Source organism: Streptococcus sp. ST16, from assembly GCF_046098135.1.
In the GTDB taxonomy this organism is placed as follows: domain Bacteria; phylum Bacillota; class Bacilli; order Lactobacillales; family Streptococcaceae; genus Streptococcus.
On the sequence record NZ_JBJUSE010000002.1, the window covers coordinates 23,158 to 48,003 of the forward strand.

At 42.0% G+C, this 24,846-nt stretch carries 26 protein-coding genes; all 26 read right to left on the reverse strand.

What is annotated here, in order from left to right; genetic code table 11:
• Positions 1 to 95 precede the first annotated feature (95 nt).
• The 26 genes from ACIY14_RS01840 to ACIY14_RS01965 all read right to left on the reverse strand — a co-directional run bounded on the left by ACIY14_RS01840 (position 96) and on the right by ACIY14_RS01965 (position 24,798).
• Positions 96 to 719, reverse strand: a complete 624-nt coding sequence (locus ACIY14_RS01840; RefSeq protein WP_409001305.1) for a Pr6Pr family membrane protein — start codon at positions 717 to 719, stop codon at positions 96 to 98.
• A 2-nt stretch (positions 720 to 721) separates the two neighbouring features.
• Positions 722 to 1,060, reverse strand: a complete 339-nt coding sequence (locus tag ACIY14_RS01845; RefSeq protein ID WP_001061598.1) for a zinc ribbon domain-containing protein YjdM — start codon at positions 1,058 to 1,060, stop codon at positions 722 to 724.
• Between the two features lie 210 nt (positions 1,061 to 1,270).
• Entirely contained in the window at positions 1,271 to 1,789 is a 519-nt protein-coding gene (locus tag ACIY14_RS01850) for a Dps family protein (RefSeq protein ID WP_409001306.1), read from the reverse strand.
• Positions 1,790 to 1,938: 149 nt separating this feature from the next.
• Complete coding sequence (locus ACIY14_RS01855; protein ID WP_409001307.1) at positions 1,939 to 3,720, reverse strand: ABC transporter ATP-binding protein; 1,782 nt, start codon at positions 3,718 to 3,720, stop codon at positions 1,939 to 1,941.
• An 8-nt stretch (positions 3,721 to 3,728) separates the two neighbouring features.
• The gene (locus tag ACIY14_RS01860; protein ID WP_409001308.1) at positions 3,729 to 5,465 is read right to left on the reverse strand and encodes an ABC transporter ATP-binding protein; all 1,737 of its coding nucleotides are present in this window, start codon (positions 5,463 to 5,465) and stop codon (positions 3,729 to 3,731) included.
• A 179-nt stretch (positions 5,466 to 5,644) separates the two neighbouring features.
• A complete protein-coding gene (gene tpiA / locus ACIY14_RS01865; protein ID WP_000087900.1) occupies positions 5,645 to 6,403 on the reverse strand; it encodes a triose-phosphate isomerase in 759 nt (252 codons plus the stop codon).
• A 96-nt stretch (positions 6,404 to 6,499) separates the two neighbouring features.
• Complete coding sequence (locus ACIY14_RS01870) at positions 6,500 to 7,177, reverse strand: DnaD domain-containing protein (protein ID WP_409001309.1); 678 nt, start codon at positions 7,175 to 7,177, stop codon at positions 6,500 to 6,502.
• 8 nt (positions 7,178 to 7,185) lie between these two features.
• A complete protein-coding gene (gene metA, locus ACIY14_RS01875; RefSeq protein ID WP_409001310.1) occupies positions 7,186 to 8,130 on the reverse strand; it encodes a homoserine O-succinyltransferase in 945 nt (314 codons plus the stop codon).
• 186 nt (positions 8,131 to 8,316) lie between these two features.
• Positions 8,317 to 8,829 carry an adenine phosphoribosyltransferase gene (locus tag ACIY14_RS01880; RefSeq protein WP_001049316.1) on the reverse strand — a complete coding sequence of 171 codons (513 nt, stop codon included), beginning with the start codon at positions 8,827 to 8,829 and terminating at the stop codon, positions 8,317 to 8,319.
• A 173-nt stretch (positions 8,830 to 9,002) separates the two neighbouring features.
• Positions 9,003 to 9,692, reverse strand: coding sequence for a 50S ribosomal protein L1 (gene rplA / locus ACIY14_RS01885; protein ID WP_001085676.1), 690 nt, complete (start codon positions 9,690 to 9,692; stop codon positions 9,003 to 9,005).
• Between the two features lie 207 nt (positions 9,693 to 9,899).
• A complete protein-coding gene (rplK, locus tag ACIY14_RS01890) occupies positions 9,900 to 10,325 on the reverse strand; it encodes a 50S ribosomal protein L11 (RefSeq protein WP_001085808.1) in 426 nt (141 codons plus the stop codon).
• A gap of 122 nt (positions 10,326 to 10,447) precedes the next feature.
• Positions 10,448 to 11,164 carry an LD-carboxypeptidase LdcB/DacB gene (gene ldcB, locus ACIY14_RS01895; protein ID WP_409001311.1) on the reverse strand — a complete coding sequence of 239 codons (717 nt, stop codon included), beginning with the start codon at positions 11,162 to 11,164 and terminating at the stop codon, positions 10,448 to 10,450.
• Positions 11,165 to 11,178: 14 nt separating this feature from the next.
• Positions 11,179 to 11,640: an HIT family protein gene (locus ACIY14_RS01900; RefSeq protein ID WP_215804446.1), complete on the reverse strand. Its 462-nt coding sequence runs from the start codon at positions 11,638 to 11,640 to the stop codon at positions 11,179 to 11,181.
• A gap of 1 nt (position 11,641) precedes the next feature.
• Positions 11,642 to 12,679, reverse strand: a complete 1,038-nt coding sequence (locus ACIY14_RS01905; protein ID WP_409001312.1) for a M42 family metallopeptidase — start codon at positions 12,677 to 12,679, stop codon at positions 11,642 to 11,644.
• Positions 12,680 to 12,779: 100 nt separating this feature from the next.
• Positions 12,780 to 14,105: a branched-chain amino acid transport system II carrier protein gene (gene brnQ, locus ACIY14_RS01910; protein WP_409001313.1), complete on the reverse strand. Its 1,326-nt coding sequence runs from the start codon at positions 14,103 to 14,105 to the stop codon at positions 12,780 to 12,782.
• 171 nt (positions 14,106 to 14,276) lie between these two features.
• The gene (locus ACIY14_RS01915) at positions 14,277 to 14,564 is read right to left on the reverse strand and encodes a rhodanese-like domain-containing protein (RefSeq protein ID WP_409001314.1); all 288 of its coding nucleotides are present in this window, start codon (positions 14,562 to 14,564) and stop codon (positions 14,277 to 14,279) included.
• Complete coding sequence (locus ACIY14_RS01920) at positions 14,561 to 15,151, reverse strand: uracil-DNA glycosylase family protein (protein ID WP_409001315.1); 591 nt, start codon at positions 15,149 to 15,151, stop codon at positions 14,561 to 14,563. Before ACIY14_RS01920 ends, ACIY14_RS01915 begins: the two co-directional genes overlap by 4 nt.
• Before the next feature lie 53 nt (positions 15,152 to 15,204).
• Positions 15,205 to 16,605, reverse strand: a complete 1,401-nt coding sequence (pepV, locus tag ACIY14_RS01925) for a dipeptidase PepV (protein WP_409001316.1) — start codon at positions 16,603 to 16,605, stop codon at positions 15,205 to 15,207.
• 13 nt (positions 16,606 to 16,618) lie between these two features.
• On the reverse strand, positions 16,619 to 17,224 hold the full coding sequence (locus tag ACIY14_RS01930) for a nitroreductase family protein (RefSeq protein WP_409001317.1): 606 nt from the start codon (positions 17,222 to 17,224) through the stop codon (positions 16,619 to 16,621).
• Between the two features lie 185 nt (positions 17,225 to 17,409).
• Positions 17,410 to 17,934 carry a hypothetical protein gene (locus tag ACIY14_RS01935; protein ID WP_409001318.1) on the reverse strand — a complete coding sequence of 175 codons (525 nt, stop codon included), beginning with the start codon at positions 17,932 to 17,934 and terminating at the stop codon, positions 17,410 to 17,412.
• A gap of 151 nt (positions 17,935 to 18,085) precedes the next feature.
• Positions 18,086 to 18,931, reverse strand: a complete 846-nt coding sequence (locus ACIY14_RS01940; RefSeq protein WP_409001319.1) for a metallophosphoesterase family protein — start codon at positions 18,929 to 18,931, stop codon at positions 18,086 to 18,088.
• The gene (locus ACIY14_RS01945) at positions 18,928 to 19,533 is read right to left on the reverse strand and encodes a hypothetical protein (protein WP_409001320.1); all 606 of its coding nucleotides are present in this window, start codon (positions 19,531 to 19,533) and stop codon (positions 18,928 to 18,930) included. Before ACIY14_RS01945 ends, ACIY14_RS01940 begins: the two co-directional genes overlap by 4 nt.
• 24 nt (positions 19,534 to 19,557) lie before the next feature.
• Positions 19,558 to 21,381, reverse strand: a complete 1,824-nt coding sequence (gene uvrC / locus ACIY14_RS01950) for an excinuclease ABC subunit UvrC (RefSeq protein WP_409001321.1) — start codon at positions 21,379 to 21,381, stop codon at positions 19,558 to 19,560.
• 101 nt (positions 21,382 to 21,482) lie between these two features.
• The gene (locus tag ACIY14_RS01955) at positions 21,483 to 22,184 is read right to left on the reverse strand and encodes a M57 family metalloprotease (RefSeq protein ID WP_409001322.1); all 702 of its coding nucleotides are present in this window, start codon (positions 22,182 to 22,184) and stop codon (positions 21,483 to 21,485) included.
• A gap of 104 nt (positions 22,185 to 22,288) precedes the next feature.
• Positions 22,289 to 23,068: an alpha/beta hydrolase gene (locus ACIY14_RS01960; RefSeq protein ID WP_409001323.1), complete on the reverse strand. Its 780-nt coding sequence runs from the start codon at positions 23,066 to 23,068 to the stop codon at positions 22,289 to 22,291.
• 68 nt (positions 23,069 to 23,136) lie between these two features.
• The gene (locus ACIY14_RS01965) at positions 23,137 to 24,798 is read right to left on the reverse strand and encodes a ribonuclease J (protein WP_084852593.1); all 1,662 of its coding nucleotides are present in this window, start codon (positions 24,796 to 24,798) and stop codon (positions 23,137 to 23,139) included.
• Positions 24,799 to 24,846: the final 48 nt, after the last annotated feature.

Consider the following 24,846-nt stretch of genomic DNA (forward strand, 5'->3'; position numbering starts at 1 on the left):
ATTTCTCACTGTTTATCCTTTTAAAAGGAAGATGGCAAGAAAAGAAGGAGCCCGATTGAACTAGAGACTCCGTCCTAACTTTCCTAATAGGAAGACTATTTTCGCTTGATTTGCTTGATCAGATAGAAGATGAAGCCTGCAACCATATAAGCCGCAAAAATGATCAAACACCATTTGATGACTACATCCCAACCCTTGTTCACATTCAAAAAGAAATATGGAAAGGGATTGTCCTTGGAATTTGGAATATTGAGCTTCAAGACCAGGCCGTTAAACAAGGCAAAAATCATATAAACCAAGGGCAAGATAGTCCACAAGACTGGATCCCAGATCTTGTATTGACCCTGTTTATCAAAGAAGAGGGTGTCGGCTAAAAACCAGAGTGGAACGATATAGTGGCAAAGGAAATTTTCCACTCGGTAAAAGTCTGTCGCAATCGGTGCAAGCATAAAATGGTAAATCACACAGGTAATCATGATACTCATGGTGACGCCACCCTTGAGACGAAGCAAGGTCGGACTTTGCCAATTTTCACCTGAACGGCTCATCACACGGAGTAGATAGCCCGTGAAAGTCATTACCAAGAGATTAGATAGCACCGTGTAGTAAAGGAGCATACCAAAACCACCGTGCTTGGTAATCTCTAAATAAACTCCTGTAAATGCCGCTAAGAACAAAAGCACACGACTATAAAAAATAAATTTGTAGTTCGTTTTCATAGCTAGATTTTCTTAACAAACTCTGACTTCAATTTCATAGCCCCAAAACCATCAATCTTACAGTCGATGTTGTGGTCACCTTCTACGATACGGATATTTTTAACACGAGTTCCTTGTTTCAAATCCTTTGGTGCACCTTTTACTTTCAAATCCTTGATAAGGGTCACAGTATCGCCGTCGGCCAATTTATTTCCGTTTGCATCAATAGCGACAACACCTTCTTCTACTTCTGCAACTTCAGCAGGATTCCATTCATAGGCACACTCTGGGCAGACCAAGAGATTTCCATCTTCGTAGACATATTCTGAATTACATTTTGGGCAATTTGGTAAGTTGTTCATGGGTTCTCCTTATAACATTTCGCTATTCTTTGAAAATCAAAATTTCTCGAACAGCAACTATTATACCGTAAAATCCCACTTTTGACAATGTGTCCTAAGTCTAGCAGACAAAAAAGTCACGCAACTGTTTACAGTTACATGACTTTTAAAAGATGATTGGTCATGGGCACTTATCAAGTACCTCATGATAAAAGGGGTAGCAACTATATTTTACAAACCAGGAGCTTGTCCAAGTTCTGCTGCAAGCATCCAAACTGTTTTCTCAAATTCAGCCTTAGCACCAACAAAGATATCGTTTGTAACATCATCGCCTTCTTCGTCAGTCACATCCAAAGCCTTTTGGAAAAGACTGATGAGGTAGCGATAAATAGCTAGAACACGTTCCAAGCTTTCTTCAACGTTACGGAATTCTCCTTCTTCTTCTTCGATTTCACTGTGTTGAAGGAATTCTGTCAAAGTTGAGTAAGGCTTGCCACCAAGGGTAATCAAACGTTCGCTGATTTCGTCAAGATAACCATCAAGGCTATCCATGTATTCATCCATTTTTGGATGCCATACGAGGAAACCACGACCACGCATATACCAGTGAACTTGGTGAAGGGCAATGTGAGCCACATACAAGTCTGCTACTGCTTGGTTCAATACTTCTTTTGTTTTTGCTAATGCTACTGGCGCTGTTTTAGATAATGTTGTAACGTCTTTTACTGCTTCTTTTTTCAATTCAACCATATTTCTTACCTCTTTCCTTTTTTTGTAACCATCCTATTATTGGTTACAGTATAAGTATACTACTACCATAAAACGATAGCAAGAAAAGTGTACTATCTGAGAAAAATTGTAATAGACTGATAATTTAAGAATAGTCTGGACAGTTTTGATTAGCCGACTTGCTCGGATTTACTTGAAAATTGGCTTTGGTACAGGTCATAATAAAAACCTTTTGCTTGGAGCAAACTTTCATGATTTCCCTGTTCAATAATCTGTCCATCCTTAAGAACGAGAATCTTGTCCGCTTCTTGAATAGTAGAGAGACGGTGAGCGATAACAAAGCTGGTTCTTCCCTTCATCAAGCGTTTCATGGCTTTTTGAATCAAGAGTTCCAAACGGGTGTCAACAGAGGAAGTTGCTTCATCCAGAATGAGAATTTTAGGATTGGCTAGGAGGGCACGCGCGATGGTCAAAAGTTGTTTTTGCCCTAGGGAAATATTGCTCGACTCTTGGTTCATCTCCATGTTATAACCACCAGGAAGAGTTCGGATAAAGTGGTCTACATTTGCTGCTTTGGCAGCTTCTATTATTTCCTCGTCACTGGCGTCAAGATTTCCAAAACGTAGGTTTTCTTTGATCGTACCTTCATATAGCCAAGCATCCTGCAAGACCATCCCAAACTGACGGCGATAGTCTTGACGTGACAACTGGCGAATATCCTGCCCGTCAACCAAGATTGCGCCTGCTGTGACATCGTAAAAGCGCATAAGCAGATTGATCAAGGTCGTCTTACCAGCTCCAGTAGGACCAACAATCGCCACCATCTCTCCCGGTTGAACTTCCAGATTAAAGTCTCGAATCAATGGTTTGTTTTCAACATACTGGAAGTCAACATGTTGGAAGGTCACCTGACCTGTTAAGGGTTCAAGGATTTCGAGTTCTTCTCCCTTGACTTCCTCTGTCTCATCCAAGATGTCGAAGATGCGGTCTAGCGAAGACTTAGCACTTTGCATTTGACCCGCGAGTTGTGTGATGTTTTGGATAGGCTGGCTGACCTGCCAAACGTACTGAACAAAGGCCTGCATATTCCCCACTGTCAAACGCCCCGCAATCACTTGCAAACCACCAAGAACTGCAACGATCAGATAGGTCAAGTCCGATACAGCATGAAGGGCTGGCATCATGAGTCCAGAGATAAAGCTGGCTTTAAAACCAATACGTTGGAGATCGTCTGTAATCTTAGAAAATTCTTTATGAGAAGTTTCCTCACGACCATAGAGTTTCAAAACATTAAAACCTGTAAGATTTTCCTGCACATAGCCATTCATCTGTCCTAAAATAGCTGCCTGTTCTTTAAAATAAGGCTGAGAACGTTTCAGGATACTTCTGGCACCAAAATAAGTCACCGGAATGGATAGAATCACCACTATAGCCAGTTGAAAGTTCAAGTATAAAACCATTCCCATGACGAGAACAATCGTCAAAACGGCATTGACAATTTGGAGAAAAGACTGTTGAAGAGCATTAGACACTGTCTCAACGTCACTGGTAAAGCGCCCCAACAAATCACCAAATTGGTGTTTGTAAAAGAAAGATACTGGGATACGATTGATTTTCTCGGTCATTTCATTTCGCAAATCCTGAGTCATAGACTGGACCGCATTGGTCATGAAATAGTTGGAATAATAAGACCCAAGTTCATACAAGAGACCTCTAAAGAGGTAAATGATTAAAACATTTCCGATGTAGCCAGTATTGATACGAGCGCCTGCAAGACCATTAGCCATATCTAAGAGATTCTTTGTCAACTCCGTAATGGCTAGCCCCAATACAAAAGGCTCCAAGACACTCATGACTACGCTTAAAACTTTTAGAAAGACTGCAAAAAAGACAGAAAAACGGTAGGCTTTCAAATAGCTCCACAGACGAGCCAAACTAGATTGTGTTTTCATATTTCCTCCTATTCTTCTGTTAGAGATGCATTTTTCAACTGCGACTCAGCAATCTCACGATAGATATCATTGGTTTCCATTAATTCCTCATGGCGACCGCGACCCACGATTTCTCCCTTATCCAGAACGATGATCTGATCCGCGTCCATAATCGTTCCAACACGTTGAGCAACAATTAAAACTGTAGCATTTTGAGTAACTTCCTTGAGACGACGACGTAAAATAGCATCCGTACGATAATCTAAGGCTGAGAAGGAATCGTCAAAAATATAGATATCAGGATTCTTTATGACCGCTCTTGCAATTGAGAGACGTTGTTTCTGTCCCCCAGAAAGATTGCTTCCACCTTCAGCTAGATGGGTCGCAAAGCCTTCTTCTCGGCTTTCGATAAAATCTTTGGCTTGCGCCACATCCGCTGCCTGATGTAAATCTTTGTAACTAGCATCTTCCTTCCCATAGCGGATATTTTCAGCGATAGTTCCGGTAAAGAGCAAGGCCTTCTGGGGAATAAAACCAATCTTTTGACGAAGAGACTTAAGTCGATAATCCCTCACATCGATACCATCAACTTTGATTTTCCCAAGCGTGACATCGTAAAAACGAGGAATCAATTGCACAAGAGAGGACTTACCAGATCCGGTTGAACCGATAAAGGCAATGGTTTCACCCGGTTTAGCGCTGAAAGAAATGTTATGCAAAACAGGATTTTCCGTCTCGCCAGGATAGGCAAAGGTGACATTTTCAAATTCCAAATATCCGTGGGTTGCTGTCTCTCTGACGCCTCCTTCATTGGGATCAATAGAAATCGGCATATCCATGACTTCTTTCAAACGTTCACTCGAAACGGCTGTACGAGGATACATAGTGAAGAGATTGGATAGAAAAAGGAAGGACAAGAGGGCGTGGAAACTATATTCGATAAAGGCTACTAGGTCCCCAATTTGCAAGCTTCCTTGTTTGATAGGGTCCAGAGCAAACCAGACAATAGCTACAATCATGGCAATGATAATCTGAACAAACAAGGGTTCCGTCAAACCGGTTAGTTTAAACAGACGATTGGAATTAGCTGCATAGACTGCATTTTGTCCTGCAAAGCGTTCCTCTTGAAACTCCTCACGGGTAAAGGCACGAATGACACGGAGTCCCATCAGATTTTCCCTGGCATATTGGTTTATCTTATCTAAGGTAGCCTGCTGTTTCTCTGATAATGGTCGAGTCTTGACCGCTACATAAATGACCACCACAGCTAAGAAAGGTACTGCAAAGGCCACTATCCAGGCTAATGACGGACTGGTCAGGAAGATCATTAAGATACTAGACAGCATCATCATGGGGGTGATGACACCCAGTTTTAAGGTCTGTTCTGCAAACTGCATGAGAACAAAGGCATCACTGGTAATGCGAGTAACCAGTGAAGACACTCCAATCTTTTCATATTCATGATGAGAATACTCTTGTAATTTGGCATAGAGATCATCCCTCATATCCTTGACCATATTGGTCGTCAGCTTACTAGCAGCGTAGGCTAAGACTATACGCCCCAAGGTTCCACATAGGATAATCACCAGCATAATTGCAGCCCAAACATACAATTGCTGTTCATTCCCTTTATTCACACCTTCATCAATCATCCGAGCCAGAACAGTTGGCAGTCCAAGATTGACAATAACAAAGAAAACCGCTCCAAAGAAATCCAAGAATAACCACTTGGGATATTTTTTCAAATAAGACCAAATATAGAGCATAACTCCCCCTTTCATAACTTTTTGATATAGAAAAGAGCGCGCATCTGCACGCCTTTCTTTCCCTAAGGAACTTTCCTATTCTAGAAAAATCCATCTTTCACAAGAATGCTCCAAGTAAAAATAAGACAGGCAGTCAAAGTCACTTAGTACCTTTAACTGTCTGTCTGAAATAACTTAGATTATTTTACAAAGTCAAGCAATGCCAAGAAGCTTTCAGCTTCAAGTGACGCACCACCAACAAGGGCACCGTCAACGTCTGGACAAGCCATGTATGAAGCAACGTTTTCAGGTTTAACTGAACCACCGTATTGAACACGTACTTTATCAGCTACTTCTTGACCAAAGTCAGCAGCTACAACGTCACGAACAACTTTACACATTTTTTGTGCGTCGTCTTGTGAAGCTGATTTACCGGTACCGATAGCCCAGATTGGCTCGTAAGCGATAACTGTTGAAGCAACTTGTTCAGCTGTCAAGCCAGCCAATGCAGCAGATACTTGAGCACCTACGAATTCAGCCGCTTTACCAGCTTCGTAAGTTTCAAGTGACTCACCACAACAAATGATTGGAAGCATACCATTTGCAAAGATTGCTTTTGCTTTTTTGTTGATATCTTCGTCAGTTTCATGGAAGTAGTCACGACGTTCTGAGTGACCAATCACAACGTAGTCTGTACCGATTTCTTTCAAAACTTGTGGGCTAGTTTCACCAGTGAACGCACCTGCATTTTCAAAGTAGCAATTTTGAGCAGCAACTTTAAGGTTTGAACCTTTAGCAGCAGCAAGAACAGCTGTCAAATCAACTGCAGGAGCTGCGATACCTGCTTCAACAAGGTCTGATGAAGGAAGTTTTGATGCAACGGCTTCAACGAATGCTTTTGCTTCTTCTGGATTTTTGTTCATTTTCCAGTTACCAGCGATAAATGGTTTACGTGACATTTCACATACCTCTTTTTTCATTTTATTCACTATTATTCTATCATATTTATAAGGAGCTTGCAAACCTTACTCTAATTTTCAAGATTTTTCAAGCGACTAATCGTGCCACAAATTCATGGCATCGAGGAAATCAGCCGAAGCCTGAACTTGTTTGGGATTGTTCGCTTCTCGCTCTGCTCGTTTGGCTTCTACTTGGGCAACAGATTGAATGCCTTCATGGCGCCAGTTTCGTAAGATTGCCTGAATATATTTCCAGTTTGGCTTGCCATTGAGGACGGCCTCTCGGAGAGCTTCCTTAATCAAATCCGCCTTGATCCCATCTTCTTTGACAGTCTTGGAAAGATCTTCGATTTCAAACGGCGTCAGCAAGCGCCCTAATTCTTGCTGAAAGGTTTCAACCAGATCCTTCAATTGATTTTGCGGGTTTGGGGCAGTCACAACTGGAGTTTGGGTATCCAACAAGCTATCTAAGCGTTCAAAAGCCAGACTAGCATCAAAAATAAGCTCAATTTCCCCATTTAGTTCAATGGTCCGATATTGCAGTAAACCATTTTCAGTCAAATTCGAAATGGATTGGTTGACATCTGCCACCTCTTTCCCAATGATTTCAGCAATCTGACTAGGTGAAACATCTCCTAAGGCTGTGGTATTTTGTAAATAGAAAAATTGCCAGACCAGAAAATCTTCGCTGGAAGGAAAGAGTTCCTTAAAATGCAAGAGCAGGGCACTTGGCAAAACCAAGTTCCCTGATTTAAAAGCGTCAAAATATGTCATAATTCCTCTTATAGATATCCAAATGCAGCCGCATCATCCTCTACCTTTCTCCAGTCAAAAGGGGTTTCTTGATAAACTGCATAGTTTACCCAATTGCTGAAAAAGAGGGCAGCTGATGAAGACCAACAGAGACAGGGCGTCTCATTTACATCATCATTTTTAAAGTAGTTCTCTGGGATATGAGGGTCGAGTCCCGCCTCATAATCACGAAAATACTCTCTTGCCAAAGTGTCACGATCGTACTCCAAATGACCAAAACTATAAATCTCACGCAAATCTCGACTAGCTAGGATAGAAACCCCAACCTCAGGACCTTCTGACAGAATCTCCAGATTGGTCTTGTTTAAGATTTCTTCTTTTAAAATCTCAGTATGACGAGAATGAGGAGCTACATAGCGATCATCAAAACCTCTAAAAAGAAGGTGCCCTTCTTTCAAGGTGTCCTGTGGATAAATGCCTGATAGTTTCCGATCCATCTGGTGCTTTTCAACGCCATAGCGAACATAAAGACCTGCTTGTGCTCCCCAACAGATATGTAGGGTTGAAAAAACATGCGTCTTGGACCATTCGATGACCTGCTTGAATTCCTCCCAGTAGTCCACCTCTTCAAAAGACAAATGCTCGACTGGTGCTCCTGTGATAATCATTCCATCAAAAAAGTCATCCTTGACCTCTGGAAAGGTCTTATAGAAGGTTTCCATATGTTCGGCACGAGTTGTCTTGGAACGATGTGTTTCCATATATAAGAAATCAATATCTAATTGTAAAGGGGTATTCGCCAAATGTCGCAAGAGTTGCGTTTCTGTTACCATTTTTTGAGGCATGAGATTTAAAATCAAAATCTTCAAGGGGCGAATATCCTGATGAGCAGCCCTTTGGTCATCCATAACAAAGATATTTTCTGTCCTTAAAATCTCTACAGCTGGTAATTTTTTATCAATTCGAATCGGCATAATACCCTCCTAACAGTTCTCTATTTCGGGAATGATGTTGTCTGTTTGAAAGTAAAAACCTCCAAATACTTCTTCCCTTTATTATACTGTATGAAGATATAGTTTTCAATTATAGTTTTTCTCTAACTAGCTATAGTTAATTTATATAGCAGATGAAGAGAAAACAGCCCCAAGGACTGTTTTTCATTAATAATGCATAAGTACCTTGTAATCGTAGTCTCCGATTTTTTCACGGCCTTTAAGCTCATCCAACTCAATCAAGAAAGCACAACCGGCTACAACACCACCAAGTCTTTCAATCATCTCAATCGTTGCCTTGACAGTTCCACCTGTTGCCAAAAGATCATCTACGATGAGAACACGTTGGCCTGGCTTGATCGCATCAGCATGCATAGTTAAGGTATCAATACCGTACTCTTTCTCATAGTCAGCAGAAATGACTTCACGTGGCAATTTCCCTGGTTTACGAACGGGTGCAAAGCCAATTCCCAACTCAAAAGCAACTGGGCAGCCCACGATAAAGCCGCGAGCCTCTGGGCCCACGATCATGTCAATCTTCTTATCGGTTGCATACTGAACAATTTCACGAACTGCGTAGCTATAAGCATTTCCATCTGCCATCAAAGGGCTAATATCACGGAAGGTAATACCTTCCTTAGGGTAATTTTCAATCGTTGCGATATAATCTTTTAAATTCATCTTTTTCTTTCTTTCAAAGTTTTTTACTCTCTATTATACCATATTTTCTGTGAAAGAAGAAGAGGAAAAGCACTATTGCTACAAACCTGATCAATGAACTGATTTTTCTAAAAGGTCATACTCATAAAAAAACGAGCACTTTCGCACTCGTCCTTTCTTTTATAAACTACTGATTAAAGTGAATTTACGTCAACTTTGATACCAACACCTTGTGTAGTTGTGATTGTCAAGTTTGTTACATAAGTTCCTTTAGCTGTAGCTGGTTTTGATTTTTGGATTGTTTCGTTGAAAGCTTTGAAGTTTTCAACCAATTTTTCAGCTTCAAATGATACTTTACCGATGATTGCTTGAACGTTACCTGCACGGTCAGCACGATAAGTGATTTTACCACCTTTAGACTCTTCAACTGCTTTAGCAACATCCATTGTTACAGTACCAGTTTTAGGGTTTGGCATCAAGTTACGTGGTCCAAGGACACGTCCAAGACGTCCAACAAGAGCCATCATGTCAGGTGTAGCGATAACTACGTCGAAATCCAACCAACCGTCGTTGATTTTCGCAACAAGATCATCTTCACCAACAAAGTCTGCACCTGCAGCTTTTGCTTCCTCAGCTTTTGCACCACGTGCAAAAACAAGAACGCGTGAAGTTTTACCAGTTCCGTTTGGCAATACCATTGCTCCACGGATTTGTTGGTCAGCTTTTTTAACGTCGATGTTCAAGTTGTAAGCAACTTCTACAGTTGCGTCAAATTTTGCAAAGTTAGTTTCTTTTGCAAGTGCTACAGCTTCTTCTACACTGTATGCTTTTGTGCTGTCGATTTTCTCAAGAGCAGCACGAAGTTGTTTGCTTTTTTTAGCCATTTTCTATTCTCCTTGTAAGTGGTTCAATCGATTTTCATCTCCCACGTCACTCCTCGAAATGATGAAGTCTTGCGGGTTTTCAGTCTATTATTTTCCTTTTCCTACTTCGTTAAGTTCCCTTACTGTACCTAAGTACAAGCCTCAGTCTCTTGCCTAGTATGAAAAGCAACTAATAGACTGCTGTGAGATTTTCTACTGTGTTATTGATTAGTCAACAACAGTGAATCCCATAGAACGAGCAGTACCTTCGATCATACGCATTGCAGACTCAATGTTTGCTGCGTTCAAATCTGGCATCTTAGTTTCTGCAATTTCTTGTACTTGTGCACGAGTAACTGTAGCAACTTTAGTTTTGTTAGGTGTACCTGATCCTTTTTCAACACCTGCAGCTTTTTTCAAAAGAACAGCAGCTGGTGGTGTTTTTGTAACGAAAGTAAATGATTTGTCTTCGTATACTGAGATAACAACTGGAATGATCATACCAGCTTGGTCAGCTGTACGAGCGTTGAACTCTTTTGTGAATCCCATGATGTTGATACCAGCTTGACCAAGAGCAGGTCCAACTGGTGGAGCTGGTGTAGCTTTACCAGCAGGGATTTGCAATTTTACAAGTTTTTCGACTTTTTTAGCCATTTTTAAATCCTCCTTTGTGGTTTTGGCGGTAATTAAAGATTTTTACCTCCCACAAGTATGCTTTACACATACCTTTCCATTATACACTATTTATCTAAAAATGCAAGAAAAAACTTTCGTTTTTAATCGACGTAATCTCCGCCTTCAAAGCCATAGTATTCTTCCAAACTGAGACCACTTGCAGCAATCTCTTTGGCTTCTTTTCCGACATAACGAAGGTGCCATTCTTCTGCCATGTAGCCAGTCTCTTTTTCCTTGCCTTTGAGATAGCGAACGACAAAGCCATAGTCAGCCGCATGATCCAAGAGCCACTGGGCCGCCTTCTCTTCTGTCACTAACTCTCCGTTAGTCCCAATCAAATCAAAAGCAAGACCCGTTTGGTGTTCACTATAACCTGGGCGAGCTGAGTAGCGATCTGCTGCTTCTTTGCCATCTTGATTGACATAGTCTTGGTAGAGCTTAGCCTGAGTTTCATAACTTCTAAAACCACTGTAGTGATCGCTGATTGGGTAGCCAGCTGCTTGCATTGCTGCAATGAGTTTCAGCAACTCTGCTTTAGCTGTTGGATTTTCTCCTGGATTATAGTCTTTTGACAAAGGATAGTGCTTATTAGCTATGACGATTTCATCGTACTTCCCTTGAATACTATAGTAGTCTCCCTTATTGACAACTTCTGCCTTCTTCTGACTAGAGGCTTGAGATTTGCTCCCTACAGTTCCTTCAGGTTGACTAGTTTGTTCCGTTTTTTGAGTGTTTTCTTCATTTTTAGGTGTTTCTTGAGAACATGCTGCTAGGGTTACTGCCAGCAAACCAGATAAAACGATGTATCTTTTTTTCATTTTTTCTTCCTCTCTTATACCAAGTGCTTCTCTAATTCATCGGATAAGGCTTTAATCATTTGTTCCAATTCATGGGATTTCACTTGGCAATCTTCTGCCGCCATTTCTTCCCAGGGCACCCACCAGACTGGACCACGGCCATTCAATCCATGGCCCCTCATATCACCTGATCGTCTTGGAAAGAGGTGCCAGTGAGCGTGGGCATCCCCATTTCCTAGAAGTTCGATGTTCATCTTTTCAGCTTTAAACGTTTTGGCGACAGCTTCTTGGACCAAACTCATTTCCTCTAGAAAACGAAGTTTTTCAGAAGTCTCCATATGGTGGAGTTCTGTGACATGCTCTTTTGCCAGAAATAAGGTATAGCCCTTAAAGTATTGGTGGTCTCCAATGACAACATAGCCTGTTTCTAGTTCTTTTACAAAGTAGGGATTTTCCCCTGCCTTGATCCATTCAATTCTTTGACAAATCAAGCACATATTAGTCTACCAATGCACTCTTGAGATAGGCATCAACCATACGCTCAGTCGCCACGACCGAATCAATGTGTGTTCGTTCGTAAGAGTGACTGGATTCAATACCAGCTCCAAGGAGGGCATGTTTGACCTCTGCTCCTGATGACATAGCCGCTGAAGCATCCGAACCGTAAAATGGATAAATGTCGAGCTTAAATGGAATATCTTGCTCTTTCGCCAAAGCTACCAAGTGTTGACGGAAGTCATAGTGATAGGGACCTGAAGCGTCCTTGACACAGATAGACACTGTATATTCGTCTGTTTGCTGGTCATCGCCCATGGCTCCCATATCTACAGCTAGATATTCTACTACCTGAGCTGGAATATTGGAGTTAGCACCGTGGCCCACCTCTTCGAAGACTGAAAAAGCAAAATGAGTTGTTACTGGCAATGCAATCCCCTCTTCCTTATAAACACGAAGAAGATTGAGCAAAATTGCTGCGCTGACCTTGTCATCCAAGTGACGGGACTTGATAAAACCAGTCTCTGTCACGACAGTACGTGGATCAAAGCTGATAAAGTCTCCAACCTCGATGCCCAAGGCACGCGTTTCTTTTTCATTGGTCACTTTTGCATCCAAACGCACTTCCATATTGTCCTGTGTGCGTTCTGCAGTTCCTGCATCTTTGTAGACATGGCAAGATGTCTGGTGGATGAGGATAGTTCCAGATACCGTTTTACCTGTACTAGCCACATGAACGGTACAGTTCTCTCCCTCAATCATGTTCCAAGGAAAACCACCGATACGATCTAATTTGAGACGACCGTCAGGTTTGACAGCACGTACAATGGCTCCGAGTGTGTCCACATGGGCAGTCACATAGCGATGTTGTTCGTCGTTTTGACCTTTAATCGTTACATTGACACCACCCTTAGCTGTGCGAACAGGCTGGTAACCAAGCTCTTCTAAAGTACGGACTAAGTAGTCTGAAATCTCACGAGTAAAGCCCGTTGGAGATGCAATAGCGGTTAATTCTTTGATATAGTTTATCGTTTGATTCATTTCTTCACCTCTTTTGCTACCTATTATAGCACATTTTAGTAGAGAGGAAAAAAGAAAAATCACTCCTGTAGAGTTGACTTACAAAAGTGATTTCTATTTTTTATTCCATCTCAAAAACATCACTCTCTTGCTTGTTAGGAAGGACCAAGGAAAGCAAGATACCGATGATAGCTGGCACCAACCATGGTAGAGAGGCAGCTGCAAATGGAAGAGCATTGACGAGATTTGCTAGAAACTCAATCTTAAAAGAACTTCCAAGGACGCTTGCAAGAGCAATCGCTGTAACAAGCCCAATGGTTAACTGCATGCCCGGTTTTGATAGGGGCACAAACTTATTAACAATCACGATCATCACAATGGCGATGGTGATTGGGTACAAGATTACTAATACTGGAACTGAGTACTTGATGATTGCATCCAGACCGAGGTTGGCAATGGCAAGTCCAATCAAGGTAAAGACAGTTGCATAGACCTTGTAGCTGATTTGTGGGAAACGTCCATTAAAGAACTCAGCTGTAGACACAATCAAGCCAACTGTCGTTGTGAAGCAGGTTACAGTTACCATAACAGCAAGGAAGAGTTGAGCTGTTGAACCAAAGATTTCCTGAGTTGCTTGTGACAAGATATAAACGCCTGGTGTTCCACCCTTCATCACTTCTGCCGGTACTGGGAAGTGATTTCCGAGAAATCCTAAACCGATGTAAAGAGCACTAAAGGCAAGGGCTACGACGATTCCAACCACCCAAATAGTTGAAATGTACTCTTTCTTACTTGAGAATCCAAGTTGTTTCAAGGTTTGAACAGCAATCACACTAAAGGCGACTGAAGCAAGAGCATCCAAGGTATTATACCCTTCTAGGAAACCTGTCCCAAAAGCAGAGGATTGATAGGCTTCTGAGGCCGCTTGAGGACTTGTTCCACCATACTTGAAGGCACCTAGTACAACCAAGATAACGATCAACAAAGCAAAGACTGGTGTCAAGATACGTCCGATCCGATCCAAAATCTTTGATGGATTGAGTGAAATCAAATAAGCCGCTGCAAAATATAGTACGGTAAAGACAATCAATCCAAGTCCTTTATTCGCATCTGATAAAAGGGGGCTAATCCCGACTTCGTAAGCTGTTGTGGCTGTACGTGGAATGGCAAAGAAGGGACCAATTGATAAATATAGGACTGCGAGATAAAGCGTCGCAAACCAAGGTGAGATTTTCTTAGAAATCTCATAAATGTATCCCTTAGGATTGAGAGTTCCAATAATGAGAGTCAAAACGGCGATACCGACGCCTGAAAAGACAAAACCTGCAATGGCAGGAAGAAAACGTTCTCCAGATAGGGCACCTAGAGAAGGCGGAAAAATCAAGTTCCCCGCACCAAAAAATATTCCAAACAGGAGCAAACCTGTTAGGGCACCTTTTTTAGCCATAAAGAATCTCCTTCATATTTCTAAAATACTGACCTAGTATATCACGAATAAGAGTATGAAAAAAGCATCACGAAGTAAATATTGAATGTTTTCAATATTTTTAAAAATAAGAATTATCTAAAAATAAAATTCTCCTACCTAGTACACACCAAGTAGGAGAAATGCAAAATTTTAAAGATTTTCAAAGGCCGTCATGCCACCTTGAACATTGATGACCTTATATCCATGCTCCTCTAAAAACTGGCAAGCACGAGCTGATCTCATCCCAGATTTACAAATAACATAATGTAACTGCTCCTTACCCAACTGCTCATAAGTATCAGCCAGTTGACTAAGCGGTAAGTTGTGTGCACCTTCTAAATGAAGCATCTTGAACTCTTCTATTTCTCTCACGTCCACTAGAGAAAGCTGACCATTTTGGTAAAGCTGATAAAATTCATCGAAGGAGATTTCTTTCATTCTTTTTCTCCTAAAATCGTTTTAATTCTTCTTTGCAACTCTGGCACCACTTCTGACTCAAACCAAGGATTTTTAGCCATCCAGATTTGATTTCGTGGTGAGGGATGAACTAGTGGAAAATAGGTCGGCAAGTAGTTCTGGTAATGTTTTACCCTTTCTGTTACCTTGCCACTAATTTTCTCATGTAAATAATAGGCTTGGGCATATTGCCCAATCAAAAGTGTCAATTCAATATTTGGACATTCCTTGAGGAGTTGTGGGTGCCATTTTTCGGCAAAGCCTTTACGGGGTGGAAGGTCGCCTGATTTGCCATGTCCTGGGAAATAAAAGTCCATGGGAATAACTGCAAACAAGCCCGAATTGTAAAAGGTATCTTCATCTACACCTAGCCACTCACGCAGACGATCACCACTCTTATCCTTCCAATAAATCCCAGCTTCTTGCGTTTTAAACCCCGGAGCTTGACCGACAATATTGATGCGAGCAGTTTTTGGAGCCGCAAAGAGAGGTTCGATTCCGCGTTCTGTGTAGCTGGCATTCTGTGAATCAGCCATAATAGCTTGCTTGATTCTTTCGATTTGAGACATCTGTTTTCCCTCCAAAAAGAAGTCTAAGCATAAAATCTCAGACTTCTATCGTTTTATTTGATCAATTCATAGATAGCTTCTGCATAGATTGCTGCTGCTCGGAAGAGATCGTCCAAGGCGATAAATTCGTTGGCTTGGTGCATAGTGTCAATTGAGTCTGGGAACATCGCACCATAGGCAACCCCACGTTCCAGCAAGCGACCAAAGGTACCACCACCGATGACTTGCTCGTGACCTTGAAGACCAGTTTGTTTTTCATAAACATTCAACAAGGTTTGTACAAGTGGATCTTCCATTGGCACATAGTGAGGTGTGTGACCGCGTTCAGAAAGGCTAACAGAAGCAACTGGCAAATTTTCAAGGATTGACTTGATTTGCTCTGGGCTTGTTCCTTTTGGATAACGGAAGTTGAGGGCAATGGTATTGTCAGCACTTGCTTCATCAAAGCGGAAGACACCCGCATTCATAGAAAGGACACCCATTTTTTCATCCACATGAGCCACTTTTAAGTTTTTACCTTCATGGTCATTCAAGAGAATCTTACTAGCAACATCAAGGTAGTCTTTTGCTGGTCCAGCAAAGTCAAATTGGCTGAGGAAGAGTGCTAGGTAAGTAGCTCCATTGACACCTGAAGCAGGCATAGCACCGTGGGCAGATTTACCAATCACAGTCACCTTGTACTGACCGTTTTCTTCGTGGATTTCTCCTCTAAGCTTGTGCTCTGCAACAAAGGCATCTAGTTTCCCTTGCAAGTCAGTCAAATCACCTGAAACAACTGCTGTTGCTGACTCTGGTACCATGTTTTCACGTAAACCACCTGTAAAACTGTGAAGACGGGCAGCGCCAGTATTTTCACCCGCAAAGTGAAGATATTCTGTGATATTTCCTTTTTCACCGTTGATGATAGGGAATTCAGCATCTGGAGAGAAACCGAAGTCTGGTTTCGCAAGTCCTACATGTTCAAAGTAGTAATCCATGTCTGCCCAACCTGATTCTTCGTCTGTTCCGACGATGAAACGAACTTTTTTAGAAGTTGGAAGGCCCAATTCTTTGATGATTTTCAAACCATAGTAACAAGCTGTTGTAGGACCCTTGTCATCTGAAGCACCACGCGCATAGAGGCGGCCATCTTTGATAGTTGGTGTATAAGGGTCTGTGTCCCAACCGCTACCAGCTGGCACCACGTCCATATGGGCAAAGATTCCGAGAACTTCTTCTCCTTCACCAAACTCAAAATGTCCTGCATAGTTATCAACATTTTTAGTCGGATAGCCATCGCGGTCTGCAATTTCAAGGAATTTTTCCAAGGCTTTTACTGGACCAGGTCCAAATGGATGATTAGCATCCGCCTTGCTGTCATCACGTTCTGAGTTAATTTCCAAAAGGCTAAACAAGTCAGCCAAGAGGTCTTCTTTGCGTTTTTCTACTTCTGCTGTAAAATCAATTGCTGTCATTTTTTTCTTCCTTCTATCTTTTCTCGATGATTTCATCTACTGGCAAGCGGTAGCTTGGTTCTAATTTTTCATCTGTATAACCTACCGTAATCAAGAGTTCTGGGCGGAAACGCTCTTCAATGTCCAAAACCTCATTGGTTTTTGATTTGTCAAATCCAAGGATAATGTTAGAACCGATTCCTTGGTCTGTCAAAGCGAGAACCAAGTTCATGGCAACTAAACCTGCATTGAGGGCTAGGTAGTCACTGACCTGCTGGTCACTATAACGCGCAAATTCAGCAGGCAAATTTTTCATGTAATATTGAAGTTGCTCTTCTGAGAAATTCTTTGCACCACCGACACGAGCAACCTTGCGAGCACGTTTGGCTAGGTCTGTATCGGTAAACAAGGCAATGGTTACAGGTGCTGATGACACCTGCTCAAAGTTCGAACCATAAGCTAATTTTGCCAATTCAGCATTTTTCTCACGAACCACCACAAATTTCCATGGCTGGCTATTGTGGGCACTTGGGGCCAAAGTTGCGATTTCGATAGCCGTACGCACATCTTTAGGGTCAACTGGCTTATCAGTGAAATGCTTGGTAGCATGACGTTTTTTGTTTAATTCAAGAAATTTCATAATCGATTTCCTTTTCTAATTCTACTGCTTCCATTTTACCATATTTTGAAAGAGCTTGCAGATATTTTTCATAGAGTTAGTACTTCTTTCAAACTCTCTGCTATTAATTTGGAGCTATTTAAGTAGGTATCGCTTTAGATTTGAAGCAATCAAAAAGCAGGTGATCGAACACCTACTTTCTTATATTATTGACCAGATGTATATGGAGCAATTGCTTTATAAGCCGCTTCCAGCGCTTTCTTCATTGTGTCACGTCCAGTTTTCAACTGTTGAACAAATAGAGTACGCGTTTGTTCTGGCACTACTGTATCATCAGAACCAATACTTGAAAGGCTTTCGTTAAATGACTCTCTTACAGTCTCCATAGACTTAAGCGCTGGTTCAACTTGGGCGTTATATGCTTCTTTTCCACTCTCTGGAATTTTTTCCCCAATTTCAACTGCATGCTTTTTATAATTGTCGACTAATTTACCAAAGATTTTCTTCACATCTCCAACAGTTTTAGCATTGTCAATTTCTTCATCGGTGATCAAAACAACCTCATTATTTTCTGTCTTTGAACTAGACGTTGTTGATGAGGTCTCTGAAGAAGAAGTTTGTTCTATAGAGCTTGAAGCCTTAGTCGAAGAATCAGACGTTGTTTTCCCTGAACATGCTGCTAAAACAATAACAGATAAAAGAGCCATACTGGCTGTAATAATTTTCTTCATAATGATCTCCTTTTTATTAAGAATTGAGTTCATTGTATAACAAAATAATTTCAATGTCAAACTTTAGCTAAGCCATCTTTTCTTCCTTATCGTCTGACTCTTTTCTAAGCGATTCGGCTACAAACCTCACTTCAAATTAAGGGCGTCCATTTTATTTCTCACTTTGCAAGAAATCAAAATAATTCTTTACCTCCTCTACATACCCATGCTTTTCGATTAAACTAGCTAAGAGTTCCAGATTGTGCCCCTGATAGTTATCTTCACGACGTAGTTCTTCATACATTTCGATAAAGGGAAGGCCCTGAGACTTAGCCAATTCTAACTCCGCTTCATAATCATAAGAAACCTTACGGAATTGGATATTGATCAATTCCCCATCTTCTACTTCTATCACGGCGTACTGGGCACGGTGATTTTTTAACGCCTCCCAATCAAAATAGGGCATGCCAATCGTACCTGGATTGATGATTTGTTGCCCTTGACTGCCGTAACGAAGCAACTGCTTGTGGACATGACCATAGACTGCCACGTCCGTTTCCTCATCTAGGAGTTGGTCAAATTTATCTGTGTTATTCCCAACAGACAAGTCACCACCATAGTTCTTATTTGGCAAATTATGAGAGAGAGAAAAGCGCAGTCCGTCAACTTCTTTCTTTTCCAGCAAAGGCAAGCTTCGTAGCCAGACAATCGTTGCAGGATCCATTCGCTCCATCAAATACTGTGTCATACGTAAGAGCTGAACTTCCTGTGGGTCTTCCAAGCCATATTGCTCATCTAAAGCCTCAAGGACACAATCATCCCAATTGCCTCGAACACTTGCTGTGATAGGAAGGCCTTTTAGCAGGGAGACTAGGTCATTTGCACCTGGACCAGGAAGAAAAATATCTCCCATAAGCCAATATTCACTGGCTCCTTGAGTTTTAGCATCTGCAATCACCGCTTCTAGCGCTGTCACATTGCCATGAATATCTGATAAAATTGCGATTTTATGGTTCATGATGATTTTCCTTTTTCTATTTCATCTAGCCAATTGTGAAACTCCCAACGAAGAGGATTTTCCTTGCCTACTTTTTGTCTCAAATGTTCTTGATATTGAAGATAGAAAGCGTAATCTCCCCAACTACTCCACACTTGAGAAGGTCTTGGGATACACAACTTTTTATTAGCCCTCTCTAACACGATGTTATCTATCGGTACGTGTAAAAAAGGAAAAACGAAGTCTAGGGGTACAGCTTCAAGCATATACAGATACTTGAACGTCATATTAATCCACTTTTGAGCATGACCATAAGTGAATCGAATCCCATTTGAGCGATAGCAATCTATCAGAACATCACAAGTCCTATGATGCCAACTATCAAAATCAGTTTGACACAGCTTGTCCCGATTCAAGAGATTTAAAATCGCTTCTTTGATACACTTAGAGGCCCGATTTCTCATCTCCAAGCGCTGTTCATCTAGCATGCCATGAAATCGCAAGGTTCGATTAAAATCAAGATAGGCTCGAGTAGTTGCAGCCAAAAATAAATCTTTTGAATTCCCAAAGTAAGCAAATCGTAAAAAAAGGAGTATATCTCTGTCAATCTCAATCCTATTCATTTCTTCTACTTTCTATCTAGCTACTTATTCTAATTCTTTTAATGGTTCCGCCACTTGAGCCAACTCCACTTCTTCCTGAGGGTTCAACTTTCTCTGCACAGCTTCTGCGACTGCTCTCGGCACACCAACTTCGACAATTTCATCCACACTAGCTTCCTTGATTTTAGTGAGAGACTTGAAATGCTTCATGATATTTTGCTTGCGTTTAGGTCCCAGACCTTCAATCCCATCCAGTTGTGATGAAAAGGAATTTTTCGAGCGTAGTTGGCGATGGAAGGTGATGGCAAAGCGGTGCACCTCATCTTGAATGCGTTGGAGGAGGAAAAATTCCTGAGAATTGCGAGACAACTCCACCACCTCCAGTGGATCTCCAAAGAGCAGTTCATGGGTTTGGTGCTTGTCATTCTTTTGCAGACCTGCAATTGGGATATCCAAACCTAGCTCTTCTTGGATGACTTGCTTAGCGATATTGACTTGACCTTGTCCCCCATCAATGACAATCAAATCAGGAGGAGTCAAACCGTCACGTTGAACTCGACTATAACGCCTGCGAATGACCTCTCGCATGCTAGCATAATCGTCTGGACCCACAACCGTTTTTATCTTGTACTTACGGTAGTCTTTTTTACTTGGTTTACCATTAACAAAGACCACCATGGCAGACACCGGACTAGTTCCTATGATATTAGAGTTATCGAAGGACTCGATGCGAACCGGAGTCGGGATTTGGAGCAAGCGTCCTAGATTTTCAATAGCTCCCTGTGTCTTTTCGACAGATTTCTCTAGCAGATTAAATTTCTGCTCTAGGCTGACTCGAGCATTCTTTATAGCTAGATTGACCAGTTGTTTTTTCTCACCACGCTGGGGCTTGAGAATCTTGGTATCCACCAAGGCATTGACAGCTTCTTCATCGATATCCTGTGGAATCAATACCTCGTTGGGAACTAGGTGGGATTTTTCTTGATAGAATTGTCCTACATAGGTCAAAAAGTCCTCGTCCGGATCGTTGTAGTAAGGGAAGAGATTGACATCCCGCTCAATGAGCTTGCCTTGACGGACAAAGAAAACCTGAACACACATCCAGCCCTTATCCACATAGTAGCCAAAAACATCGCGATTTTGAAGATCTTTGGCCATAACCCGTTGCTTGGTCCGAAGCGTTCCAATCGCCTGAATCAGGTCACGGTATTCCGCCGCACGTTCGAACTCCATACTTTTGGCTGCCTTTGCCATCTTCCCCTTGAGGTCATCGATGATTTTGTCATCCTGTCCTTTTAGAAAATCAGAAACCTCCTGAGCCATGGACTTGAAATAGGCCTCATCTTTTTTACAGATGGTATGGGCCATACATTGGCCAATATGATAGTAAAAACAAACCTTAGAGGGCGGGTTGGTACACTTACGAAAAGGAAAAATCCGATCCAGTAGTCGCTTGATTTCATTGGCCGCCCCCACATCTGGATAAGGGCCAAAGTAGAGTCCTCCGTCCTTCTTGACCTGACGGGTGATAATCAAACGAGGATAACGCTCATTGGTGATTTTGATGAAAGGATAAGACTTGTCGTCCTTTAGCATGATATTGTACTTGGGCTTGTTTTCCTTGATGAGATTGATTTCTAGGAGAAGTGCCTCAATATTGGACTCAGTGACGATAAATTCAAAATCCACAATCTCAGATACCAGAGCCTCTGTCTTGGTATCATGACTTCCACGGAAATAAGACCGCACGCGATTGCGCAGATTTTTAGCCTTTCCTACATAGATAATAGTACCATTTTTATCCTTGTGAATGTAGCAACCAGGGCTGGTTGGTAAGAGCTCTAGTTTTGATTTGATCAAGTTGTTCATAGTTCCATTATAGCAAAAAGGCCGTAACAGGACGAACAAAAAGCCCCACCAATCACTTGATGGAGGAGCTTTGATTTTATTTTAGATTGTACCAACTTCAGCTAGTCGCTACTGGTATAGAGTTCTTGAACAGCTTTCACATCCCGAGGCTGAATTCCATAGTAGGAACCTGCTGGCTGCATGACAGAAGTTTCGTTGGTATGATCCAATCCGATGGCATGCCCTAGCTCGTGCTCCGCCGTGTGCACAATCCGTTCATAAGAATAACCATAGTTTGGATTGGATAGATAATAGTGATTCAGGCGAACCGTTACGGATATAAATTGTTTGGTTAACAAATTAGTTTGACTCTCGGCTTGACCTGCTACAGCAGTCGATCCATCATTCATCTCACTTGCCACAATATCTGCCTGACTAGGATCCGCAACCACCTCAAAGGTAAAGGCTCCCGTTTGATTCCAGTTTTTTATAGCTTCTGCATAGGCACCTTGAAAGGTCTCATCCATTTGAGGTTCAATATAGATGCGAGCCGAGGCCTGGGCCCACCTGCCTTCTGCATGTTGGTGACTGTCTGTCTGAGACAAGACTTCCAGCGTTCCCGTCTCCTTCCATTGATTCCAGCCACCTTGACCAATCTGGCTCATTTTTTCAACCTGATTGACTGCAGAATGAAAATCACCAGTCAGGTACCAAAGCACTCCAAAGGCAATGAGAAGTAGAATGACCACAGTCCAAACCAGACGCCAGAAGAGACGCCAAATTCCCCAAAAAAATCGAAAGAATAATCGAATAATCCAGAACATGACGCTCCACCTTTCATAAAAATAAGAACCTATCTTAAAATCACATTCTACTTGATCAAGATAGATTCTCTATTTTACTGAAGAAAGCTGAAAGAAACCTAAAACTAAGATAAGCGCTCTTCCAAGACAAAGTCAATTGGTAGAGTAGCCAAAAAACGTTCCAATTGTTTTTCCCAGTAGTACCACTCGTGCTTACCTGGACTGTGACTATAGGTTACTTCAAAACCAAGCTTTTTGAGGTTTTTCACTGCGAGATTATTGGCAGAGTAGAGATAGTCTTGCTCCCCACACCAAGCCCATAGTTTGGTCTTTTGATCGGACTTTGCAGCCATGCTTTCAAGCGAATGAGGACTAGCTGTCCAGTCTTTGATTTCTCCAAAAACTCCTCTCCAGTAGGCAAGCGATCCCAAATCCTGACTTTCAGGAGAGAATTCCTGAAAACTGAGTGCACCAGAAAAACTAGCCGCATGAGAAAAACGATCGGTTGCGAGAGCCAGCTTGAAGGAACCATAGCCACCCATGGAGAGACCTGCTATGAAGGTTTTTTCTCGCTTGCTGGTCATATTGGGGAAGAAACGTTTCATGACTTGGGGGAGTTCTTCTGCTAGAGCTGTATAGTAGTTATAGCCATACTGAGTATCTGTGTACCAGCCATTATTTGTATTGGGCATGATGACAATGAGATTGGTCCCGCGCAACAAGCGTTCGACATTAGTTCGCTTGAGCCAGCTATTTTGATTTCCTGACATTCCGTGCAAAAGATAAAGGACAGGAATATCTGTGCAATCTGGTTCAGTCACCCGACTGCCATCTGGATAGAGTACGGTAACACCCCACTCCATATCCAAAACTTCTGAGTAATACTCAATATTCATAACCGCCATGAATCTCTCCTTTTACTATTCTATAAGAAAAAGCCGAATTTCGACTTTTTCTGTAGGTATTCTGCTTATTATTTTGCTTCCATCACGACTGGCAAGATTGCTGGGCGACGCTTGGTTTGATCAAAGAGGTACTTGGTCAGATTGTCACGAACCTTGCCTTTGAGATCTGCCCAATCAAAGTCATCACCTTGAAGATACTCTTCTACCGTTTGGTTAATCAATTCGGAACTTTCACGGAGAATGTCGCGACTCTTCTTAAGGTAGATAAATCCACGCGTGTGAACACGAGCCTTAGCCACAATCTTCTTCTCACGACGGTTAACAGTGATAGCCACGATAAAGATTCCATCCTCTGACAAGACCTTACGGTCGCGAAGAACGACATTCCCAACATCACCAATGGCATTTCCATCAATCATGACATCGCCTGCAGAAACTGCTCCAGCTGGGACGAAGTCTCCATGTTCATAGGACATGGTCGTTCCCTTTTTAGGGATGAAAATACGCTCTGGCAACATTCCAACTGCCATAGCAGCCTTGGCATGCGCATCCAACTCACGGTACTCCCCTTGGACAGGGAAAAGATATTTCGGTTGCAAAAGATTGATCATCAACTGCAAATCACGCGCATTTCCGTGTCCGGATACTCGCAAACTCTGGGTAATGAGTTTTACCACACCACCAGCTTGGTAAATCATATTTTCAACGCGAGCCACAACCGCTTCTTTGGCGGTGGATGGAGTTGTTACAATATAAACCAAGTCCCCATCCTTGATTTCTACATAACGGTGGCGCCCAACGGACATCTTGCGAAGTCCATTGATGGGTTCACCCATACGACCTGTCTCTAGGATAATCAATTCATGGTCTTCAAAACGAGACATTTCTTTTGGTTTAATCAACAAACTTTCGTTGGCCAAAGATAATTTTTTGAGACGAATCGCTGTACGAACGATATTTTCAACATCAAATCCAGTCAAAACGACTCGGCGACCAGTCTCCGCAGCCGCATCAAAAACCTGCTGGATACGAGAAAGGTTGCTGGCAACTGCTGCAACGATGATACGACCGTCCCAGTCAGCGATGGTTTGGGTAATTTCATCCCCAACTTCACTCTCGCTCGCCACCTGAATATTGCTGTCTGCATTCGCAGAATCACTGAGAAGTGCCAAGACACCGTCACGGCCGATTTCGGCTAAACGTGCAAAATCCGTCGCATAGGATTCACTAGCCGTCTGGTCAAATTTGAAGTCGCCTGTGTAAACAATGTTCCCTTTTGGTGTTTTTAACACAACTCCCAGGCTTTCCGGGATGGAGTGAGTCGTACGGAAGAAGGAAACCACCGTTCCCCCAAAGTCAATCTCCGTGTTTTCATCAATCACATGGAAGTCATTGAATTTCTTAACCGTATCATTTCCTTTGACAAAAAGTTTCGCCAACTCAATGGTCAACTCAGAACCAAACACAGGCACCTTAGCCTCTGCCAAGAGATAAGGCAGGGCACCAATGGCATCCGCATGCCCGTGGGTCAAGAAGACACCTGCGATACGGTCGCTATTTTCAAAAAGGTAGTCCATGTTTGGAATGACGACATCAACCCCTAGTTGTTCATTTTCAGGGTATTTAAGCCCTGCATCCAAAACAAAGATAGATTCATCGATTTCAGCAATGTACATATTTTTCCCATTTTCTCGTACACCACCTAGTGTTGTTAAACTGATATTACTCATTTTCCCTCCGAAACTTAATTTATCTTGATTATAGGGTGAATTCACCCT